General features: G+C 60.9%; 20 protein-coding genes. 13 read left to right on the top strand and 7 right to left on the bottom strand.

Annotated elements, in window-relative coordinates; translation table 11 throughout:
- Positions 1–175 precede the first annotated feature (175 nt).
- The 4 genes from BVK86_RS12555 to BVK86_RS12540 all read left to right on the top strand — a co-directional run bounded on the left by BVK86_RS12555 (position 176) and on the right by BVK86_RS12540 (position 3342).
- Positions 176–538 (top strand): ArsC family reductase, encoded by a 363-nt coding sequence (locus BVK86_RS12555; protein ID WP_008057297.1) that lies wholly within the window; start codon positions 176–178, stop codon positions 536–538.
- 31 nt (positions 539–569) lie between these two features.
- Positions 570–1604 carry a 2,3,4,5-tetrahydropyridine-2,6-dicarboxylate N-succinyltransferase gene (gene dapD / locus BVK86_RS12550; protein WP_075946735.1) on the top strand — a complete coding sequence of 345 codons (1035 nt, stop codon included), beginning with the start codon at positions 570–572 and terminating at the stop codon, positions 1602–1604.
- A gap of 131 nt (positions 1605–1735) precedes the next feature.
- Positions 1736–2941, top strand: coding sequence for an aminotransferase class V-fold PLP-dependent enzyme (locus BVK86_RS12545; RefSeq protein WP_075946734.1), 1206 nt, complete (start codon positions 1736–1738; stop codon positions 2939–2941).
- Complete coding sequence (locus BVK86_RS12540) at positions 2938–3342, top strand: SufE family protein (protein WP_075946733.1); 405 nt, start codon at positions 2938–2940, stop codon at positions 3340–3342. The genes BVK86_RS12545 and BVK86_RS12540 overlap by 4 nt, the downstream gene beginning before the upstream one ends.
- A 26-nt stretch (positions 3343–3368) precedes the next feature.
- Here BVK86_RS12540 and tcdA read toward each other — a convergent pair whose 3' ends face one another.
- Positions 3369–4187: a tRNA cyclic N6-threonylcarbamoyladenosine(37) synthase TcdA gene (gene tcdA / locus BVK86_RS12535; protein ID WP_075946732.1), complete on the bottom strand. Its 819-nt coding sequence runs from the start codon at positions 4185–4187 to the stop codon at positions 3369–3371.
- 212 nt (positions 4188–4399) lie between these two features.
- On the opposite strand from tcdA, the gene BVK86_RS12530 reads away from it, so the two are divergent.
- From BVK86_RS12530 to BVK86_RS12515, 4 genes are all read left to right on the top strand, one after another.
- Positions 4400–6991, top strand: coding sequence for a glycosyltransferase (locus BVK86_RS12530; protein ID WP_075946731.1), 2592 nt, complete (start codon positions 4400–4402; stop codon positions 6989–6991).
- A gap of 238 nt (positions 6992–7229) precedes the next feature.
- The gene (gene dapE, locus BVK86_RS12525) at positions 7230–8381 is read left to right on the top strand and encodes a succinyl-diaminopimelate desuccinylase (RefSeq protein WP_075946730.1); all 1152 of its coding nucleotides are present in this window, start codon (positions 7230–7232) and stop codon (positions 8379–8381) included.
- The gene (locus tag BVK86_RS12520) at positions 8381–9190 is read left to right on the top strand and encodes a putative RNA methyltransferase (protein ID WP_075946729.1); all 810 of its coding nucleotides are present in this window, start codon (positions 8381–8383) and stop codon (positions 9188–9190) included. The genes dapE and BVK86_RS12520 overlap by 1 nt, the downstream gene beginning before the upstream one ends.
- Positions 9191–9266: 76 nt before the next feature.
- Positions 9267–9644 (top strand): hypothetical protein, encoded by a 378-nt coding sequence (locus BVK86_RS12515; protein ID WP_020799880.1) that lies wholly within the window; start codon positions 9267–9269, stop codon positions 9642–9644.
- A gap of 106 nt (positions 9645–9750) precedes the next feature.
- Here the strand turns inward: BVK86_RS12515 and BVK86_RS12510 are convergent, their stop codons facing one another.
- Complete coding sequence (locus BVK86_RS12510; RefSeq protein ID WP_007964248.1) at positions 9751–9960, bottom strand: cold-shock protein; 210 nt, start codon at positions 9958–9960, stop codon at positions 9751–9753.
- 164 nt (positions 9961–10124) lie between these two features.
- Between BVK86_RS12510 and plsB the strand changes: the two genes are divergently transcribed.
- From plsB to BVK86_RS12495, 3 genes are read left to right on the top strand one after another with little or no spacing between them, the layout of a single operon-like run.
- Positions 10125–12626, top strand: coding sequence for a glycerol-3-phosphate 1-O-acyltransferase PlsB (gene plsB, locus BVK86_RS12505; protein ID WP_075946728.1), 2502 nt, complete (start codon positions 10125–10127; stop codon positions 12624–12626).
- 51 nt (positions 12627–12677) lie between these two features.
- Positions 12678–13076: a YbaY family lipoprotein gene (locus BVK86_RS12500; protein WP_075946727.1), complete on the top strand. Its 399-nt coding sequence runs from the start codon at positions 12678–12680 to the stop codon at positions 13074–13076.
- 27 nt (positions 13077–13103) lie between these two features.
- Positions 13104–13793 (top strand): DUF4197 domain-containing protein, encoded by a 690-nt coding sequence (locus BVK86_RS12495; protein WP_075946726.1) that lies wholly within the window; start codon positions 13104–13106, stop codon positions 13791–13793.
- 75 nt (positions 13794–13868) lie between these two features.
- On the opposite strand, the gene BVK86_RS12490 is transcribed toward BVK86_RS12495, so the two are convergent.
- Both BVK86_RS12490 and BVK86_RS12485 read right to left on the bottom strand, forming a co-directional pair.
- Positions 13869–16934, bottom strand: a complete 3066-nt coding sequence (locus tag BVK86_RS12490; RefSeq protein ID WP_075946725.1) for an efflux RND transporter permease subunit — start codon at positions 16932–16934, stop codon at positions 13869–13871.
- Positions 16935–16940: 6 nt separating this feature from the next.
- Entirely contained in the window at positions 16941–18041 is a 1101-nt protein-coding gene (locus BVK86_RS12485; protein ID WP_075946724.1) for an efflux RND transporter periplasmic adaptor subunit, read from the bottom strand.
- Positions 18042–18134: 93 nt separating this feature from the next.
- On the opposite strand from BVK86_RS12485, the gene BVK86_RS12480 reads away from it, so the two are divergent.
- Complete coding sequence (locus BVK86_RS12480; protein WP_075946723.1) at positions 18135–18773, top strand: TetR/AcrR family transcriptional regulator; 639 nt, start codon at positions 18135–18137, stop codon at positions 18771–18773.
- Between the two features lie 136 nt (positions 18774–18909).
- Here the strand turns inward: BVK86_RS12480 and BVK86_RS12475 are convergent, their stop codons facing one another.
- Entirely contained in the window at positions 18910–19692 is a 783-nt protein-coding gene (locus tag BVK86_RS12475) for a class I SAM-dependent methyltransferase (protein ID WP_075946722.1), read from the bottom strand.
- Positions 19693–19785: 93 nt separating this feature from the next.
- Here BVK86_RS12475 and BVK86_RS12470 point away from each other — a divergent pair, with 93 nt between their 5' ends.
- Positions 19786–20406 (top strand): energy transducer TonB, encoded by a 621-nt coding sequence (locus BVK86_RS12470; RefSeq protein ID WP_075946721.1) that lies wholly within the window; start codon positions 19786–19788, stop codon positions 20404–20406.
- Positions 20407–20421: 15 nt separating this feature from the next.
- Here the strand turns inward: BVK86_RS12470 and BVK86_RS12465 are convergent, their stop codons facing one another.
- The gene (locus tag BVK86_RS12465; protein WP_075946720.1) at positions 20422–21117 is read right to left on the bottom strand and encodes an extensin-like domain-containing protein; all 696 of its coding nucleotides are present in this window, start codon (positions 21115–21117) and stop codon (positions 20422–20424) included.
- 2 nt (positions 21118–21119) lie between these two features.
- Positions 21120–21941, bottom strand: coding sequence for an isocitrate lyase/PEP mutase family protein (locus BVK86_RS12460; RefSeq protein ID WP_075946719.1), 822 nt, complete (start codon positions 21939–21941; stop codon positions 21120–21122).
- Positions 21942–21958: the final 17 nt, after the last annotated feature.

Below are 21958 nucleotides of genomic sequence, written 5' to 3'. Positions count from 1 at the left end.
ATCTCAGACAATCGACAGCATTGAACTGCCATATTAGCCGCTTAGGATGCTTCAGACCGTTGTACCTATGTTGCAGTCCCTTTTGCGGGAAATCGACCTCAAGCGCCGCGAAACCATCCGGTCATGGCATAATCCGACACCTTTTTTCTCCAGCACCTGTAAAGGGGGCAATTCCTTGACCGTTTCAAGCAAAACGTTGCACCTTTTCGGCATCAAAGCCTGCGACACCATGAAAAAGGCGCGCACCTGGCTCGATGAACACGCTGTCAGCTATGACTTCCATGATTACAAAGCGGTCGGTATAGACCGCGAACACCTGACCCAATGGTGCAACGAGCACGGCTGGGAAGTGGTGTTGAACCGTGCAGGCACGACCTTTCGCAAGCTCGACGACGAACGCAAAGCCGATCTCGACCAGTCGAAAGCCATTGAACTGATGCTCGCACAACCTTCGATGATCAAGCGCCCGGTGCTCGATCTCGGTGACCGAACCCTGATTGGCTTCAAGCCAGATATCTACGCGGCCGCACTCAAGTAAGCAGCCCGTTCAATTTGTTAGAGGTATCAACATGTCCACTACCCCATTCAGCCTGGCCTTTGGTGTCGGCACGCAAAACCGTCAAGGCGCATGGCTGGAAGTGTTTTACGCACAGCCACTGCTCAACCCGGCGGTCGAACTGGTTGCTGCCATCGCTCCGATCCTGGGCTACAGCGAAGGCAACCAGGCCATCGCTTTCACCACCGCCCAGGCTTCGCAACTGGCCGACGCCGTCAAAGGCGTCGACGCTGCCCAGGCCGCTCTGCTGACCCGTCTGGCCGAAAGTCACAAGCCGCTGGTCGCCACCGTGCTGGCTGAAGACGCCCAACTGTCTTCGACCCCCGAGGCGTACCTCAAGCTCCACCTGTTGTCCCATCGCCTGGTCAAGCCGCATGGCCTGAACCTGGCCGGCATCTTCCCGCTGCTGCCGAACGTGGCCTGGACCAGCCAGGGCGCGATCGACCTGTCCGAACTGGCCGAGCATCAACTGGAAGCCCGTCTGCGTGGCGAGCTGCTGGAAGTGTTCTCGGTGGACAAGTTCCCGAAAATGACCGACTACGTGGTTCCGGCCGGTGTGCGTATCGCTGACGCAGCGCGTCTGCGCCTGGGTGCCTACGTGGGCGAAGGCACCACCGTGATGCACGAAGGTTTCATCAACTTCAACGCCGGCACCGAAGGCCCGGGCATGATCGAAGGCCGCGTATCCGCTGGCGTATTCGTCGGCAAGGGTTCGGACCTGGGCGGCGGTTGCTCGACCATGGGCACCCTGTCCGGCGGCGGCAACATCGTGATCAAGGTGGGTGAAGGCTGCCTGATCGGCGCCAACGCCGGTATCGGCATCCCGCTGGGCGACCGCAACACCGTTGAGTCCGGCCTGTACGTGACCGCGGGTACCAAAGTGGCGCTGCTGGACGAGAACAACACGCTGGTCAAAGTGGTGAAGGCCCGTGAACTGGCTGGCCAGACCGACCTGCTGTTCCGTCGCAATTCGGAAACCGGTGCCGTGGAATGCAAAACCCACAAATCGGCGATCGAACTGAACGAAGCGCTGCACGCTCACAACTGAGTGCCGCAGGCACCTGTGGGAGCGAGACTGCTCGCGATGCTTTTTGGCGGCCTTACGGACGCCATCGCGAGCAGGCTCGCTCCCACAAGGTGCCGTGTACACCCCGCCCATGTTCACCAGGGCCCGATAGCATGATGATTCCCTCTCCCTGGCGCGCCGATTTTCCGGCCATCGCCGCCCTGCAACGGCAAGGCCAGACCTATCTGGACAACGCCGCCACCACGCAAAAACCTCAAGCCCTGCTGGATGCCCTGACGCATTACTACGCCAACGGCGCAGCTAACGTACATCGGGCGCAACACCTGCCCGGCGCTCACGCTACCCAGGCCTTTGAGGACAGCCGCCGCAAAGTCGCGCAATGGCTCAATGCCGGTGACCGCGGACAGATTATCTTTACCCACGGCGCCACTTCTGCGCTGAACCTCCTGGCCTATGGCCTGGAACACCTCTTCCATCCAGGCGATGAAGTTGTCATCAGCGCCCTGGAGCATCACGCCAACCTGCTGCCATGGCAGCAACTGGTGCACCGTCGCGACCTGAAACTGGTGATCCTGCCACTGGATGCCGACGGTGTGATCGACCTTGAAGCCGCCGCCGACCTGATCGGCCCGCGCACCCGTCTGCTGGCCATCAGCCAATTGTCCAACGTGATCGGCGCCTGGCAGCCTCTGCCTGAGTTGCTGGCGATGGCCAAGGCGCACAACGCGTTGACCGTGATCGATGGCGCACAAGGCGTGGTCCATGGTCGCCATGACGTGCAGGCGCTGGGCTGTGATTTTTATGTATTTTCCAGCCACAAGCTCTACGGCCCCGATGGCGTCGGTGTGTTGTTCGGCCGCAGTGAAGCGTTGCAACAATTGCGGCCTTGGCAGTTCGGTGGCGAGATGGTGCTGGACGCTAATTACCACGACGCACGTTTTCGCCCGGCCCCATTGGGTTTCGAGGCGGGAACACCGCCAATCGCCAGTGTGATCGGCCTGGGGGCGACCCTGGATTATCTCGCCGGGCTCGATCAGGACGCCGTGTCTGCCCATGAAGCGGCGCTGCACGACTATCTGCTCAAAGGTCTTGAGGCACGCAACGGCATTCGCTTGCTCGGCAAGCCGCATCTGGCGCTGGCCAGCTTCACCATCGAGGGTGTGCATAACTCGGATCTGGCGCATTTGCTGACCGAGCAAGGCATCGCGGTGCGCGCGGGTCATCACTGCGCCATGCCGTTGCTTAAAGGCCTCGGGCTCGCCGGGGCGATTCGGGTGTCGTTGGCGCTGTACAACGATTCCGAGGACCTTGAGCGGTTCTTTGAGGCGCTGGATCAGGCGCTGGAGTTGTTGCGATGAACTTGCCTGCCGATGCCGTCACGGCGCTTGAAACCTTTGAGGCTGCCGCTGGTTGGGAACAACGCGCGCGATTACTGATGCAGTGGGGCGAGCGTTTGCCTGCGCTGAGCGATGTGCAAATGTGTGAGACCAACCGCGTGCACGGCTGTGAAAGCCAGGTGTGGCTGGTGGGCGAATTACGCGATAGCCATTGGCAATTCAGCGCCAACAGCGATGCGCGGTTGATTCGTGGGTTGGTGGCGTTGCTGCTGGCGCGGGTCAATGGCTTATCGGCGATTGAGTTGCAGCAGGTGGATTTGCCGCAGTGGTTCAACCAGTTGGGGCTGGGGCGGCAGTTGTCGCAGTCGCGCAGTAACGGATTGAATGCCGTGCTTCAGCGTATGCGGGAATTGGCTCAGTAACGGGGCTGCTTCGCAGCCCACACAACTCAGACCTGCGGCTTAATGCGCTCCGCCGGCCGCCGCACCCCCGCCACAATCTTGTCCACCGCCTTGGTCGCCGCGACCATGCCAAACGTCGCCGTCACCATCATCACCGCGCCAAAGCCACCGGCGCAGTCGAGCTTCACGCCGTCGCCAACAAAACTCTTCTGCAAGCAAATGCTGCCGTCCGGCTTCGGATAGCGCAGCTGCTCGGTGGAGAACACGCACGGCACGCTGTAATGGCGGGTCACGGTGCGCGAGAAGCCATAGTCGCGACGCAGCGTGGAGCGCACTTTCGAGGCCAGCGGGTCATTGAATGTACGGTTGAGGTCGCACACCTGGATCAACGTCGGATCGATCTGCCCGCCCGCGCCGCCGGTGGTGATGATCTGGATCTTGCGGCGCTTGCACCAGGCGATCAGCGCCGCTTTCGCATTCACGCTGTCGATGCAGTCGATCACGCAATCGATGTTCGGCGTGATGTATTCAGCCATGGTGTCGCGGGTCACGAAGTCCGGCACGGCGTGCACCGTGCAGTCCGGGTTGATGCCGCGCAGGCGCTCGGCCATCACCTCTACTTTGGGTTTGCCGACGGTGCTGTCCAGTGCATGCAACTGACGGTTGGCGTTGCTGACGCAAACGTCGTCGAGGTCGAACAGCGAAATCTCGCCCACTCCACATCGGGCCATGGCTTCCGCCGCCCAGGAACCGACGCCGCCGACGCCGACGATCGCCACATGGGCGGCTTTCAAGCGCTCCAGGCCTTCGATGCCATACAAGCGGGCGATGCCAGCAAACCGCGGATCTTCTGTACTCATGACCATTACCCCAAAAACCGGCGCGCATTATAGGGCTTCGCGGCGCCAAGTTTTAAGTTTCCCGCTACAAGTGTAAGAACTTATGTGAAAGCACATTGCCCAATGTCCGGTATTTCCCTGTCCGGTGTACGTTCAGTGAAGCGCCAGTGTAGGATGCGCGCCCTTCTGCGGCCGCCGACCGTTCATTTGTTCCACAGTCTTTGGAACCCGAAATAGCTATGTCATCGCGTAAATTTGGACTCAACCTGGTGGTAGTGCTCGCCATCGCTGCCTTGTTTACCGGCTTCTGGGCGTTGATCAATCGCCCGGTCACCGCTCCCAACTGGCCTGAACAAATCTCCGGCTTCTCGTATTCGCCGTTCCAGCAAGGCCAATTCCCACAAAAAGAACAGTACCCGACCGACGATCAAATGCGTCGCGACCTGGAGATCATGAGCAAGCTGACGGACAACATCCGTACTTACTCGGTCGACGGGACACTGGAGAACATCCCTAAACTGGCGGAAGAATTCGGTCTGCGGGTAACGCTGGGGATCTGGATCAGCCCGGACCAGGAACGCAACGAACGGGAAATCACCCGCGCCATCGAAATCGCCAATTCCTCGCGCAGCGTGGTTCGCGTGGTGGTCGGTAACGAAGCGATCTTCCGCAAGGAAATCACCGCCCAGGAGCTCAGCGTTCTGCTGGACCGCGTCCGTGCTGCCGTGAAAGTGCCGGTGACCACTTCCGAACAGTGGCACGTCTGGGAAGAACACCCGGAACTGGCCAAGCACGTCGACCTGATTGCCGCGCACGTCCTGCCGTACTGGGAGTTCATTCCGATGGACAAGGCCGGGCAGTTCGTCCTCGACCGCGCCCGCGACCTGAAAAAGATGTTCCCGAAAAAACCCCTGCTGCTGTCCGAAGTGGGTTGGCCGAGCAACGGCCGTATGCGCGGTGGCGCCGATGCGTCGCCGGCGGATCAGGCGATCTACCTGCGCACGCTGGTCAACAAGCTCAACCGCCAGGGCTTCAACTACTTCGTGATCGAAGCGTTTGACCAGCCTTGGAAGGCCAGCGACGAAGGGTCGGTGGGCGCCTATTGGGGCGTGTTCAACGCCGCGCGCCAGCAGAAATTCAATTTCGAAGGCCCGGTAGTGGCGATTCCGCAATGGCGCGTGCTGGCCATCGGTTCCGTGGTGCTGGCGCTGCTATCGCTGACCCTGTTGATGATCGACGGTTCGGCCCTGCGCCAACGTGGCCGGACCTTCCTGACCTTTATCGCGTTCCTGTGCGGTTCGGTGCTAGTGTGGATCGGTTATGACTACAGCCAGCAATACAGCACCTGGTTCAGCCTGACGGTCGGATTCCTGCTCGCTCTCGGTGCGCTCGGTGTGTTCATCGTGTTGCTCACCGAAGCCCATGAGCTGGCAGAGGCCGTGTGGGTCCAAAAACGCCGGCGCGAGTTCCTGCCGGTCGAAGGCGATTCCACGTACCGCCCGAAAGTCTCGATCCATGTGCCGTGCTACAACGAGCCGCCGGAGATGGTCAAACAGACCCTCAACGCCTTGGCCAACCTCGACTATCCGGACTTCGAAGTCCTGATCATCGACAACAACACCAAGGATCCGGCGGTGTGGGAACCGGTCCGCGACTATTGCGAAACCCTCGGCCCGCGCTTCAAGTTCTTCCACGTTGCGCCACTGGCCGGTTTCAAGGGCGGCGCGTTGAACTACCTGATTCCGCACACCGCCAAGGACGCGGAAGTGATCGCGGTGATCGACTCCGATTACTGCGTGCATCCGAACTGGCTCAAGCACATGGTGCCGCACTTCGCCGATCCGAAAATCGCCGTGGTGCAGTCGCCGCAGGACTATCGCGACCAGAACGAAAGCACTTTCAAGAAGCTCTGCTACGCGGAATACAAAGGCTTCTTCCACATCGGCATGGTCACCCGCAACGACCGCGACGCGATCATCCAGCACGGCACCATGACCATGACCCGTCGCTCGGTGCTCGAAGAACTCGGCTGGGCTGACTGGTGCATTTGTGAAGACGCCGAACTGGGCCTGCGCGTGTTCGAAAAAGGCTTGTCGGCGGCGTACTACCACGACAGCTACGGCAAGGGCCTGATGCCAGATACCTTTATCGACTTCAAGAAGCAGCGCTTCCGCTGGGCCTACGGTGCGATTCAGATCATCAAGCGGCACACCGCCAGCCTGCTGCGCGGCAAGGACACCGAACTGACCCGGGGCCAGCGCTATCACTTCCTCGCGGGTTGGTTGCCGTGGGTGGCGGACGGCATGAACATCTTCTTCACCGTCGGCGCGTTGTTGTGGTCGGCGGCGATGATCATCGTGCCGCAACGGGTCGATCCGCCGCTGCTGATTTTCGCGATCCCGCCTCTGGCGCTGTTCGTGTTCAAGGTCGGCAAGATCATCTTCCTCTACCGCCGTGCGGTGGGCGTGAATCTCAAAGATGCGTTCTGCGCGGCGCTGGCCGGGCTGGCGTTGTCGCACACCATCGCCAAAGCGGTGCTGTACGGCTTTTTCACCAGCAGCATTCCGTTCTTCCGTACGCCGAAGAATGCCGATAACCACGGCTTCTGGGTGGCGATTTCGGAAGCTCGCGAAGAGGTGTTCATCATGCTGCTGCTATGGGGCGCGGCGCTGGGGATCTTCCTGGTCAACGGCATGCCGAGCAATGACATGCGCTTCTGGGTAACCATGTTGCTGGTGCAGTCGCTGCCTTACCTCGCGGCGCTGATCATGGCGTTCCTGTCGTCGCTGCCGAAACCGGCATCCAAAGCTGAAACGGTACCTGCCGTCTAAATATCGGCGGATGCACTAAACGGCGGCCAATGGTCGCCGTTTTGCTTTAAGATAACCGCCATTTTGCAGGGCTTGGCGGCGTGCGGTTTCCATCCGAACCCGAGACCTGTGGGAGCGAGCCTGCTCGCGAATGCGTTGTCACAATCAATGTTCAGAGTGACTGACACACTGCTTTCGCGAGCAGGCTCGCTCCCACATGCATCCCCAAGCCCATATTCCATGATTTCCGGAGTTTTCCATGACGGCCCACGCCGACCTTTCGCCGACCCTCCAACTCGCCATCGACCTGATCCGCCGTCCGTCCGTGACGCCGGTCGACGCCGATTGCCAGAAGCAGATGATGCAGCGCCTGGGCGATGCCGGTTTTGCACTCGAGCCGATGCGCATCGAAGATGTGGATAACTTCTGGGCCACCCACGGCAAACACGACGGCCCGGTGCTGTGCTTCGCCGGCCACACCGACGTAGTGCCGACCGGCCCGGTAGCCGCCTGGCAGATCGACCCGTTCAACGCGCTGATCGACGAACACGGCATGCTCTGCGGCCGTGGCGCGGCGGACATGAAAGGCAGCCTGGCATCGATGACCGTGGCCGCCGAGCGCTTTGTCGCCGACTACCCGGATCACAAGGGCAAGGTCGCGTTCCTGATCACCAGCGACGAAGAAGGCCCGGCGCATCACGGCACCAAGGCTGTGGTTGAACGTCTGGCGGCGCGCAAGGAGCGTCTGGACTGGTGCATCGTCGGCGAACCGTCGAGCACCACGCTGGTGGGCGACGTGGTAAAGAACGGTCGTCGCGGCTCCCTCGGCGCCAGGCTGACCGTGCGCGGCAAGCAGGGCCATGTGGCTTATCCGCACCTGGCGAAAAACCCGATCCACCTCGCTGCCCCGGCACTGGCCGAACTGGCCGCCGAGCACTGGGACCACGGCAACGATTTCTTCCCGCCGACCAGTTTCCAGATCTCCAACCTCAATTCCGGCACCGGCGCGACCAACGTGATTCCGGGTGACCTGGTGGCGGTGTTCAACTTCCGCTTTTCCACCGAGTCCACCGTTGAAGGCCTGCAAAAGCGCGTCGCCGACATCCTCGACAAGCACGCCCTGGACTGGCACATCGACTGGGCTCTGTCCGGCCTGCCGTTCCTCACCGAACCAGGCGCACTGCTCGACGCGGTGTCGTCGAGCATCAAGGACATCACGGGCCGCGAGACCAAAGCGTCCACCAGCGGTGGCACTTCCGACGGGCGTTTTATTGCGACCATGGGCACGCAAGTGGTTGAGTTGGGGCCGGTCAACGCCACCATCCACCAGGTCAACGAGCGGGTATTGGCGGCCGACCTCGATGTGCTGACCGAAATCTACTATCAGACCCTGATCAAGTTGCTCGCCTGATGCTCGCGTGTCCGATCTGCAGCGAACCGCTCAACGCGGTGGACAACGGCGTGGCCTGCCCCGCCGGGCATCGTTTCGACCGCGCGCGTCAGGGTTACCTGAACCTGTTGCCAGTGCAGCACAAGAACAGCCGTGACCCCGGGGATAACCAGGCGATGGTCGAAGCCCGCCGCGACTTCCTGAACGCCGGGCACTACGCGCCGGTGGCCAAGCGTCTGGCCGAGTTGGCGGCGAGCTATGCGCCGCAACGCTGGCTCGACATCGGTTGTGGCGAGGGTTACTACACCGCGCAAATCGCCGATGCCTTGCCGGATGCCGAAGGCTACGCCCTGGACATTTCCCGCGAAGCAGTCAAACGCGCCTGCAAACGCAATCCGAAACTGACCTGGTTGATCGCCAGCATGGCACGGGTGCCATTGGCTTCTGGTAGCTGCCAGTTCCTGGCCAGTGTTTTCAGTCCGCTGGACTGGGATGAAGCGAAACGCCTGCTCAGCCCCGGCGGCGGTCTGATGAAAGTTGGACCGACCAGCGGCCACCTGATGGAATTGCGTGAGCGTCTGTACGACGAAGTCCGTGAATACATTGACGACAAGCACCTGGACCTGGTGCCGGAAGGCATGACCCTGGCGCACAGCGAGACGCTGACGTTCAAGCTGACGCTGGTCAGTGGCCAGGACCGCGCCAACCTGTTGGCGATGACACCCCACGGCTGGCGCGCCAGCGCCGAGCGTCGTGCGGCGGTGATCGAGCAGGTCGAGCCGTTCGAGACCACCGTATCGATGCGCTACGATTACTTCGTTCTTCAATAACCCTTTGACCTCGGGCACGTGCCCGGGGCCGGCTAAATCCGCGAATGGATTTTTCAGACACGCAGTGAGGACATCCATGCGCCAACCCGATATCGAAATTTACCTGAAAGACGCCGACGTCGACCACAAAGCCATCTCGGCCTGGCTCGGTGCCGCGTTGGGTCCGTGCACGGACTGGGTCCAGAAAGGCCAGACCTACAAATGCAAGGCCGGTAACGTGCCGGTGACCTGGTTACCAAAAGCCGTAGGAAAGTGGAACAGCCTGTACCTGGAAAGCGACCAGACGCCGTGGGAAGACGACATCGCTTGCGCCCGCGCTGCGTTTGCCGCACTGAACGTCGAAGTGCGTTGCGCGCCGGGCAGCTGGGTCGAGGAAGAAGGTGAAGAGACGGCGGATCGCTGGATTCGCATCAGCGCCGATGGTGAAGAAGAGATCACCTGGAAAACCGCGTAATCCGAGAGCAACTTAAACCTGTAGGAGCCGGCTTGCTGGCGATCATGACGACGCCGTCTGCCTGACACTCCGTCATCGCTGGCAAGCCAGCTCCTACAAGGTCTTCTTACAAGCCGACGACGTCTTCGGCCTGCAAGCCCTTCTCGCCGGTCACCACCGCATATTCAACCTGCTGGCCTTCGGTCAGCGAACGGTGGCCTTCACCGCGAATCGCGCGGTAATGCACGAACACGTCCACCCCGTCCTCGCGTTGAATAAAGCCGTAGCCCTTGGCGTCGTTGAACCACTTCACATTGCCGGTTTCGCGCGTAGCCATGTCAGTACCCCCTTGTTTTTATTTTGAGCGGCCGAGTATATGACAGGCACAGAAACTCTCAACTACAGATTGGTTGACTGCTTTTTTGCCGATTTTCGACGAATCCGGCACACTATCGCCCTCCCGAGCAAACGCTCGGTTTTATTCACTCATGCAGAAGCCGTATGACCCGCTCCCCGTTCCGCCGTCTTGTGTTTGGCACCCTGCGCCGACTGTTGTACCTCTGGGTTCGCTCGGAGACGATCAACCAGTCGTCGTTCACCCTCAACCTCGACCGCAGTCGCCCGGTGTTCTACGTCCTGCAAAACCCTTCGCTGACCGACCTTGCCGTGGTCGACACCGAATGCACCAAGGCCGGTCTGCCGCGCCCGGTGCTGCCCGTATCGGTGGGCAATCTGCTGGAACCTGCGGCGTTCTTCTACCTGACACCCGATCCCGACTGGCTTGGCCGCCAGGACAAGCGCGGCGCACCGCCGGCCCTGACCCGGCTGGTCAGCGCCTTGAGCCAGAACGCCGCCGAAGACGCGCAGATCATTCCGGTCAGCGTGTTCTGGGGCCAGTCGCCCGACAGCGAATCGAGTCCGTGGAAACTGTTGTTCGCCGACAGCTGGGCCGTCACCGGCCGCTTGCGGCGCCTGCTCAGCATCATCGTACTGGGGCGCAAGACCCGCGTGCAGTTCTCCGCGCCGATTCACTTGCGCGAACTGATCGAGCACAACAAGGGTCACGAGCGCACCGTGCGCATGGCCCAACGCATCCTGCGGGTGCACTTTCGCAACCTGAAAGCCGCCGTCATTGGCCCGGACATTTCCCACCGGCGCAACCTGGTCAAAGGTCTGCTCAATCAGCCATTGGTCAGGCAAGCGATCCTCGATGAGGCCGAGCGCGAGAACATCTCGCCGGAGAAAGCCAAGGCCCAGGCCCTGCGCTACGGCAACGAGATCGCCTCGGACTACACCTACACGGCCATTCGTTTCCTCGAAGTGGTGCTGAGCTGGTTCTGGAACAAGATCTACGACGGCATCAAGGTCAACCACATCGAAGGTGTGCAGCAGGTCGCCCAGGGTCACGAAGTGATCTACGTGCCGTGCCACCGGAGCCACATCGACTACCTGCTGCTCTCCTATCTGCTGTTCCGCAACGGCCTGACCCCGCCGCACATTGCCGCCGGGATCAACCTGAACATGCCGGTGATCGGCAGCCTGCTGCGCCGTGGCGGTGCGTTCTTCATGCGCCGCACGTTCAAGGGCAACCCGCTCTACACCTCGGTGTTCAACGAATACCTGCATACCCTGTTCACCAAGGGTTTCCCGGTGGAATACTTCGTCGAGGGCGGTCGCTCCCGCACCGGTCGCATGCTGCAACCGAAAACCGGGATGCTCGCGATCACCCTGCGCAGCTTCCTGCGCTCCTCACGCATGCCGATCGTCTTCGTGCCGGTGTACATCGGCTATGAGCGCGTGCTGGAAGGCCGGACCTACCTGGGCGAGTTGCGCGGTGCGAGCAAAAAGAAAGAATCGATCTTCGATATTTTCAAAGTGATCGGCGCCCTCAAGCAGCGTTTCGGCCAGGTGGCGGTGAACTTCGGTGAGCCGATCAAACTGGCGCAATTCCTCGACAGCGAGCAACCCGACTGGCGCCAACAGGAACTCGGCCCACAGTTCAAACCAGCCTGGCTCAACGAAACCACCAACCGCCTTGGCGAGAAAGTCGCACAGCATCTCAACGAAGCGGCGGCGATCAATCCGGTGAACCTGGTCGCGCTGGCGCTGCTGTCCACCAGCCGCCTGGCCCTGGATGACCGCGCGATGGCGCGGGTGCTGGACTTGTATCTGGCGCTGTTGCGCAAGGTGCCGTACTCACCGCACACCACGTTGCCGGAAGGCGACGGTCGCGCGCTGATCGAACACGTCAAGGACATGGACTTGCTGTCCGAGCAGAGCGATGCGCTGGGCAAGATTCTGTATCTGGATGAGCAGAACGCCGTCCTGATGACCTACTACCGCAACAACGTGCTGCACATCTTCGCGCTGCCGGCGCTGCTGGCGAGCTTCTTCCAGAGTGCGTCGCGCATGAGCCGCGAGCAGATCCTGCGCTACACCCGCGCACTGTATCCCTACCTGCAGGCGGAGCTGTTCATTCGCTGGTCGCTGGAAGAGCTCGATGCGGTGATCGATCAATGGCTGGAAGCGTTCGTCGAGCAAGGCCTGCTGCGTTTCGAGAACGACGTCTACCTGCGTCCGGCACCAAGTTCGCGGCATTTCGTTCTGCTGACCCTGCTGTCGAAGAGCATCGCCCAGACCTTGCAGCGCTTCTACATGACCGTGTCCCTGCTGCTCAACAGCGGCCAGAACAGCATCAGTGCCGAAGAGCTGGAAGACCTGTGTACGGTCATGGCCCAGCGCCTGTCGATCCTGCATGGTTTGAACGCCCCGGAGTTCTTCGACAAGAGCCTGTTCCGCCACTTCATCCAGACCCTGCTCGATCTCGACGTGCTCAAGCGCGATGAAGCCGGCAAGCTGAGTTATCACGAATTGCTCGGCGAACTGGCCGAAGGTGCAGCCAAACGGGTACTGCCAGCGGAGATTCGCTTGTCGATCCGTCAGGTGGCGTTGCATCGCAGTGAAGATGCGGCGGACCAGCCTGCCGTGCAGCCCGAGCCCTGACGCAAAAACATGTGGGAGCAAGCCTGCTCCCATTTTGAAAGGAGTTCTCCAGTGAAAAAACTTTCGCTATTGGCCATGACTGCTCTACTGGGAGCCTGCCAATCCATGCATCCCGCCGCCAAAGCCAGCCTCGATGGCGAGGTTTTCTACCTGCAACGCATCGCCCTGCCACCGAACGCGACCCTCAGCGTCAGCCTGCAGGACATCTCCCTCGCCGACGCCCCGGCGAAGGTCATCGACGAACAACGAGGCCCGGTAAAAGGTCAGGTACCATTGGCGTTCCATCTCAGCTACGACCCGCTGAAGATAGAACCTGACCACCGTTACTCAGTCAGTGCCCGCATTGAGGTCGACGGTCAGTTGATGTTCATTACCACCGAAAATCATGCCGTGCGCCTGGACGGTACCGATCCACAGCCAGTGAAGGTCCGTGTCGACCCGGCCCGCTGAGTGTCTTTCTCGAAAAAGGAAGTTGCCATGTTCCGCCCAACCCTACGCTTCGCCGGCCTGTGTGCAGGTTTGATGATTTCCGCCAGTGCCCTGGCGCTGTCCCTCAGCGACCTGTCGCAAAAAGACGCCACCGGCGGGCTCAAGGACGCCTTGACCCAAGGCGCACAACTGGCCGTGAAACAACTCGGCACTCCAGGTGGTTTCAGCAACAACCCGGATGTGAAAATCGAGCTGCCGGGCAAGCTGGGCAAGGTCGCCAGCAAAATGAAACAGTTCGGCATGGGCGACCAGGTCGATCAGCTGGAAATCAGCATGAACAAAGCCGCTGAAACCGCCGTGACCCAGGCCCAGCCGATCCTCGTCGATGCAGTGAAGAAAATGTCCGTGGAAGACGCCAAGGGCATCCTCGGCGGCGGCAACGATTCGGCTACGCAATACCTGAACAAAACCAGCCGCGAACAGATCCGCGCCAAGTTCCTGCCGATCGTCAAGCAGGCCACCGACCAGGTGGGCCTGGCCAAGCAGTACAACTCGTTCGCCGGGCAAGCCGCAACCATGGGCGTGATCGATACCAAAAATGCCAACATCGAAAGCTACGTCACCGAACAAGCGCTGAATGGCCTGTTCGAGATGATCGGCAAACAGGAAGAAACCATCCGCCAGAACCCGGCGGCTGCGGCGACCAGTTTGGCGAAGAAGGTGTTTGGTACCCTGTAAATATCAACACCGATCCCCTGTAACAGGAGCTGCCGCTGACTGCGTCAGCTCCTGCAGGTGCACACGCTCCAACCATCAAACCGGTTCTTTCTTGACCCGAAACCAGGCTGCATAGAGCGCCGGCAAAAACAGTAGCGTCAACGCCGTCGCCACAATCAGCCCGCCCATGATCGCCACCGCCATCGGCCCGAAAAACACGCTGCGCGACAGCGGAATCATCGCCAGAACCGCCGCCAGCGCCGTCAACACGATCGGCCGGAACCGCCGCACCGTTGCCTCGATAATCGCCTCCCAGGGCTTGAGCCCCGCCGCGATATCCTGCTCGATCTGATCCACCAGAATCACCGAGTTACGCATGATCATTCCGGACAATGCGATGGTCCCGAGCATCGCGACAAAACCGAACGGCTGACGGAACACCATCAAGAACAGCGTCACCCCGATCAGCCCCAACGGTGCCGTCAGAAACACCATCGCCGTGCGCGAGAAGCTGCGCAACTGCAGCATCAGCAAGGTCAGCACCACCACGATGAACAACGGCACGCCCGCCTTCACCGAGTTCTGCCCGCGGGCCGAATCCTCGACGGTGCCACCCACATCCAGCAAATAGCCATCCGGCAATTCAGCGCGAATCGGATCGAGCGTCGGCATGATCTGCTGCACCAGCGTCGCCGGTTGCTCCTTGCCATAAATATCGGCACGAACGGTGACGTTCGGCAGGCGGTTGCGATGCCAGATCACCCCCTCTTCAAAGCCGTACTCCAGCGTCGCAATCTGCGACAGCGCCACGCTGCGACCGTTGTCGGTCGGTACCGCCAGGCTTGGCAGCAACGACAACTCGGTGCGCTCATGCAAGGTGCCGCGCAACAGGATCTCGATCAATTCGTTGTCTTCGCGGTACTGGCTGACGCTGGAACCGGTCAGCGAGCTTTGCAGGAACTTCGACAGGTTCGCCGTGCTCACGCCGAGCGCCCGGGCGCGGTCCTGATCGATGTTCAGATAGACGACTTTGCTCGGTTCTTCCCAATCCAGGTGGACGTTGGACACGTGCGGGTTCTCGCGAACCTTGGCCGCGACTTTGCGCGCCAGCGCCCTGACTTCCTCGATGTGTTCACCCGTGACCCGGAACTGCACCGGATAGCCAACCGGCGGACCGTTTTCCAGACGTGTCACCCGTGAGCGCAAGGTCGGGAATTGCTCGTTGAGCGTTGCGATCAGCCAGGTGCGCAGGCTTTCGCGCTCCTCGATGGTTTTCGCCAACACGACAAACTGGGCGAAGCTCGCCGCAGGCAGTTGCTGATCCAGTGGCAGGTAGAAACGCGGCGAACCGGTACCCACGTAAGCCACGTAGTTGTCGATCCCGGCCTTGTCCTTGAGCAGTGCTTCGAGGCGCTTGACCTCATCGGCGGTGTTGCTCAGGGAAGCGCCTTCGGCCAGTTTCAGGTCGACCATCAGTTCCAGACGGCCGGATGCCGGGAAGAATTGTTGCGGTACGAAGCGGAACAGCACGATGGAGGCAATGAACAGCACAACGGTCGCGGTGATCACGGTTTTGCGCCAACGGACGCACCATTCCACCAGGCACCGAACACGCTGATAAAACGGCGTAGCGTAGGGATCGGGTTGGCCGGCACCGTGTTTGGCGGCGTGTATTTTCGCCAGATCCGGCAGGAGTTTTTCCCCCAAATAAGGCACAAACAATACCGCCGCCACCCACGACGCCAACAGCGCGATGGTCACCACTTCGAAGATCGAGCGGGTGTATTCGCCTGTGCCCGACTGCGCCGTGGCAATCGGCAGGAAACCGGCCGCCGTGATCAGCGTGCCGGTGAGCATCGGGAACGCGGTGCTGGTCCAGGCGTAGCTCGCGGCTTTGATCCGGTCGAAGCCCTGCTCCATTTTGATCGCCATCATTTCCACGGCGATGATCGCGTCGTCCACCAGCAAGCCCAGGGCCAACACCAGCGCACCGAGGGAAATCTTGTGCAGACCGATGCCCAGGTAATACATGCAGGCGAAGGTCATCGCCAACACCAGCGGAATCGCCAGCGCCACCACCATGCCGGTGCGCACGCCAAGGGAGAAGAAGCTCACCAGCAGCACGATAGCCAGCGCTTCAACCAGTACCTGGACGAACTCGCCGACACCGGTTTTCACGGCGGCGGGCTGATCGGACACCTTGCGCAACTGCATCCCGGCCGGGAGGTTTTTCTGGATGCGGTCGAATTCGACTTCCAGTGCCTTGCCCAGCACAAGGATGTCGCCGCCGTCCTTCATCGCTACCGCAAGTCCAATGGCGTTCTCTGCCATGAAGCGCATGCGCGGTGCCGGCGGATCGTTGAACCCACGGCGCACGTCAGCCACATCGGAGATGCGGAAGGTCCGGTCACCGACCCGTATCGGAAAGTTTCTTATCTCATCGACTGTCTGAAAATTCCCCGAGACTCGTAGCTGCAATCGCTCGCTGCTGGTTTCGAAGAAGCCAGCGGTGGACACCGCGTTCTGTTCTTCAAGCGCCTGCTGCACCGCCGCCAACGGCAAGCCGAGGGTGGCGAGTTTGACGTTGGAGAGTTCGATCCAGATCTTTTCATCCTGCAGCCCGAGCAGTTCGACCTTGCCCACATCCTTGACCCGTTGCAGCTGGATCTGAATGCGGTCCGCGTAATCCTTGAGCACGGCGTAGTCGAATCCATCGCCGGTGAGGGCGTAGATGTTGCCGAAGGTGGTGCCGAATTCATCGTTGAAAAACGGCCCTTGAATTCCCGGCGGCAAAGTATGGCGGATGTCGCTGACCTTCTTGCGCACCTGATACCAGAGTTCCGGGATGTCCACCGAGTGCATGGAGTCGCGGGCAATGAACGTCACCTGGGATTCGCCCGGGCGGGAGAACGAAACGATGCGCTCGTACTCGCCGGTTTCCATCAGCTTCTTTTCAATGCGCTCGGTGACCTGGCGCGAGACTTCCTGCGCGGTCGCCCCCGGCCAGTTGGTGCGGATCACCATGGCCTTGAAGGTGAACGGCGGGTCTTCGCTTTGGCCGAGTTTGGTGTAGGACAGTGCGCCAACGATCGCCAGCAAGAGCATCAGGAACAGTACGATCTGACGGTTGCGCAACGCCCACGCGGAAAGATTGAAACCCATCGGGGATTACTCCTTGTCGGCCAGGTTGACCACGCGGTTGGAGCGATCCACCGGGCGCACTTGTTGCCCGTCGAGAAGCACATGGACGCCAGCGGCCACTACCCAGTCGCTGGCGTTGAGGCCTTCGAGCACCGGCACGGTTTTCTCGCCGAAGGCACCGACCCGCACCGGGGTCCTTTTCAAGGTGTTATTGGCGCTGACGACCCAGACATACGTCACGCCATTTTCCGCCGTCAGTGCAGAAAGCGGCACTGACAAAGGCGCGGCTTCGGCCGTCTGCACGAACACCCGGGCGCTCTGGCCAAGTTCGGCCGCCACCTTGCCACCGGTGAATGCGATGCGAGCGGCGAAGGTGCGGGACTTTGGATCGGCCGCAGGCGACAGTTCACGAATGCGCCCGGCGAAACGCTGATCCGGTTGCGTCCACAGTTCCACCGACACTGGCTGACCCACCTTGAAACGGCCGAAGCTCTGTTCCGGCAGGCTGATCAACACTTCGCGCTCGCCATCCGTAGCCAGGGTAAACACCGTTTGCCCGGCCGCGACCACTTGCCCGACTTCCACCGAGCGCTTGGCCACCACGCCGTCCTGCGGCGCACGCAGCACCGCGTAACTGGCCTGGTTGGTCGATACGTTGAATTCGGCTTTGATTTGCTTGAGACGCGCTTCACCGGAGCGGTAAAGGTTTTCGTGATTGTCGTACTGCGAGCGGCTGACCAGCTGACGATCCATCAACGTTTTATAGCGATCACGCTCGGCGCGCACCATGTTCAGGTTGGCTTCGGCGGCAGCGACCTGGGCGCGGGTGGCCTCCAGTTGCAGGCGTACGTCCTGGGGATCGAGCTCGGCCAGCGGTTGATCGGCCTTGACCCGCTGCCCCTCATCGACCAGTCGTCGGCTGACTTTGCCGCCGATGCGGAACGCCAGATCCGGTTCATAGCGGGCACGGACTTCACCGGGATAGCTTTCCATCGCCTGTGTCGAAGCCTCTGGCTGAACCACAATGGCCGGGCGAACGCTGACCTGCGGCGCCTCGTCGTGACCACACGCAGTCAATAAAAACGCCAGACTGACTGGCAATGCGAGGGGCAAGGCATAGCGGAACATGGTGAAGGACCTTTCGCTAATGGTGCTTGGAATAATTATACTGACGAGTATGTTATTAATAGCAAACTCACCAGTCCAGTAATAAAAGCGAATATGTCGAACAATCCTTCAGCACCCAGTGGCCCAGGCAGACCCAAGGATTTGGTCAAGCGCCAGGCCATTCTCGATGCGGCGAAAACGCTGTTTTTGAGTAAGGGTTATGCCAACACCAGCATGGATGCCGTCGCAGCCGAGGCCGGGGTGTCGAAGCTGACGGTCTACAGCCATTTCAACGACAAGGAAACGCTGTTCTCCGCCGCCGTAATGGCCAAGTGCGAAGAACAACTGCCGACGCTGTTTTTTGAATTGCCGGAAGGCGTTTCGGTGGACACCGTGCTGTTGAACATCGCGCGCGGCTTTCATCATCTGATCAACAGTGACGAGTCGCTGAACCTGCATCGCCTGATCATGGCCCTGGGTAGCCAGGATCCGAAATTATCGCTGATCTTCTTCGAGGCGGGGCCCCAGCGCATGTTGCAAGGCATGGAGCGGTTGCTGACCAAGATCGATCAGAGTGGCGTGCTGAGCATCAATAAACCGCGCAATGCAGCGGAACACTTCTTCTGCCTGCTCAAGGGGGCAGCAAATTTCCGCTTGCTGTTTGGCTGTGGCGAACCGTTGGATGACGAGGCCGCCGAGAGCCATGTGCAGGAAGTGGTGGAGTTGTTCATGCGGGCTTATCGGCCTGAGTGAGCCTGACGGGATTGTTGTGTCTGAACAGGCGCTATCGCTGGCAAGCCAGCTCCCACAGGGTCCGGGGTGATCTCATTTCTTGAGCCCACCACAAACCCCGTGGGAGCGGGCTTGCCCGCGATGGGGCGACTCGGTCTCAGGGCTTCAGCGCTTTCTTCGGGTAGATGTCATATCGACTGGACTTGCCATCCAGCGCGTGACTCGGCTTCGGCCCCTCGATACTCGGCGCCTTGCGTGGGCGCTTGACCACCACCCGGTGGCTGGCCAGGGCCAGAGCCGCTTCAAGCAACGCCGGAGCATCCGGGTCATCACCCACCAACGGCCGGAACAGGCGCATTTCCTTCTTCACCAGCGCGGTTTTCTCGCGGTGCGGGAACATCGGGTCGAGATAGATCACCTGCGGCGGCTCGCCTTCCCAGTTGCGCATTACCTCGATCGAGTTGCCCTTGAGCAAACGCATCCGCGCCACGATCGGCGCCACCTCGAAATCTTCCGCACCACGGGCCAGACCATCCTCGAGCAAGGCGCCGATCAATGGCTGACGTTCGATCAGGCTCATCTCGCAGCCGAGGCTGGCCAGCACGAATGCGTCCTTGCCCAGCCCCGCCGTGGCATCCAGCACCCGCGGACGCACGCCCTGCGCGATGCCAACAGCCTTGGCGATCATCTGCCCGCTGCCACCGCCGTACAAACGACGATGCGCCGCGCCACCCTCGACGAAGTCCACCCGCACCGGCCCCGGTGCATCCGGCCCCAGCTGTTGCAGCTGTAAACCCTGGTCGCCCACCTGCAACGCGAACTCACCCTCATCCACCTGCAGCGGCAGGCCCAGACGTTCGGCCCATTGCTCGGCTTGTGGTTCGAAGGCTGCGCTCAACGCCTCGACATGGATGCGGCAGGCCGCGGGTTGATCAATCATCGGAAAACACGCTCAAAAAATTAATGATCGGCAAAAACGGCCGATAACAAAACTATCGAGCATTTTGCCAGAGCTGAGCGTCGACCGAGAGAAATGTCAGACATTCAACCCACCATCTCAGGTTTTATCTCGCCCTACGGCGACTACAACCTGCGAAACACCCAGGCACTGAGCGGCGTCAGCCACATCTGGCAGGATTTCTTTGCCCGAGCGCTGGCCGAGCAGTCGGGTGCAGTGCTGCCTGAATCGCTGAACTTTCCACCGGTCGATATCGAAAGCCCGGTTGAACCCACCGTCGGCAGCGATCTGCTGGCGCACATCGTTTCCCAGCGTGAATGCGATGTGAAGGACAACGAGATTCGCCCGCCCGAGCCCCTCTTCCTGCCGATCGCCGAATTCGAAATGGACCTGGCTGACAAGCCGTTCCCACCGTTCCCGGCGGAAGAAATCGTCGCTCAACAGAAACAACAGGATTTCGAAAGCGGCTGGGTGCGTCCGATCGTGTTGACCGCCGGTCAGCCGTTGCCAGAAGCCGGCCCCGCCCCGCAACCGCGTCCGCTGCACCTGCCGGTTGCCGAGTTCGAACTCGATCTGCTGGACAAACCGTTCCCGCCGTTCTCACCAGAGGAATTGGTGGAGCAACAGAAACAACTCGATTTCGATAATGGCTGGGCGCGACCGATCATCCTGCAGAACCTGCGCCTCGCCGCCTGAGCCTCAACGACCGACTCAACGACACACCCACCAAGGCCCGGCATCCACATGAAAGTGATTGCGATGGGCGGCGTTGTAATCCGGACTCAAGACCACACTGAACAGGCCACAGGCGCCATCGCGGACCTGTCTTAGAAACTGCGCATCCTGATTGTCCTTGGGCCAATCCTTGAGCACGCTGATGGTTCGACCATCCGCCAGTCGAAAACCGGCGATGTCCAGCGCATTGGCCGACGCGTGCTGACTGAGCCGGCCACTCTCACGGTTGTAGACATTGCGACAGGCAAAGCTGCCGAGATGATCGACACGCGTGACCGCTTGTCCGTAGACCTTCTGCGCCGCCGGTTGCAGGGCGTGATGCTCGAACAGCGCGAATGACACGGCCAGGCGGCAACTGGCGATGAAACTGCTGCTCAGGGCCACATCGCCGCCCTGCACGCGCAGTGCGTCGGTGAGCGGGCATTTGGCGTCGGGGCTGTCGGCTTGCGGGGCTACCCGCAAACCGGAACTGCTCAAGGCTTGCATGCAGAGCTGCGGCTCATCGTGCAGGCGCATCAACTTGTAGCGGGTCAGCAGGTTCGGCGTGGCTTTCACGTCCAGCGGTGCCCATGGATTCCACTGCGGCGGGATGTCCAGCCACCCGCGCCAGACGCTGAACACCGCGCCGCCAATGATCAGCAACAGCAGCAGGAACCAACGGCCGCCGCCCATGCTTAACCCTTGAACAATTGATTGGCTTGGGCATACGGCATGCTTCGAGAAGTGAATCCGAAAGTGCCTGACGTCTGGATTTCTTCGGCGGCGCGGTAGAACTCGCCCAACGCCGCCAGTGCCAGCGCCGAGCCGACACTGATGCGCTTGACGCCCATTCCCCTCAACTGCTCGACCTTCAGCTTCAGGCCGCCGGACATCAACACATTGACCGGTTTCGGCGCCACCGCGCGGACCACCGCCAGCACGTCTTCGGCACTGCGCAACCCCGGCGCATATAACACGTCGGCGCCAGCCTCAGCGAACGCTTGCAGACGGCGAATGGTATCGTCGAGGTCCGGATTGCCATGCAGGAAGTTTTCCGCCCGGGCTGTCAGCGTGAAAGGGAAAGGCAAGCTGCGGGCGGCAGCGACGGCGGCCTCAATGCGCGCCACGGCGTGCTCGAAACAAAAGATTGGAGCATCCGCACGGCCGGTGGCATCCTCGATCGAGCCCCCCACCGCCCCGGCCTCCGCCGCGCGCAATAGGCTTTTTGCGCAATCGACCGGGTCATCGGCAAAACCGTTTTCCAGATCGACTGCGACCGGCAAATCGGTGGCGGCGACGATCGCCCGGACGTTGTCCAGGGTTTCGTCCAGAGTCAATCCACCATCGGGGCGTGCCTTGGAAAACGCGTAACCGGCACTGGTGGTTGCCAGCGCCTCGAACCCCAGGCTGGCGAGCATTTTTGCCGAACCGGCATCCCAAGGATTAGGAATCACAAAAACGCCGTTGCGCTCATGCAAGGCTTTGAACGCTTGGGCTCGAAGGGTTTGCGCATCCATTGGCAGGCTCCTGAAGG

Source organism: Pseudomonas reinekei (assembly GCF_001945365.1).
GTDB lineage: Bacteria > Pseudomonadota > Gammaproteobacteria > Pseudomonadales > Pseudomonadaceae > Aquipseudomonas > Aquipseudomonas reinekei.
This window is presented reverse-complemented; position numbering and strand designations above follow the sequence as displayed.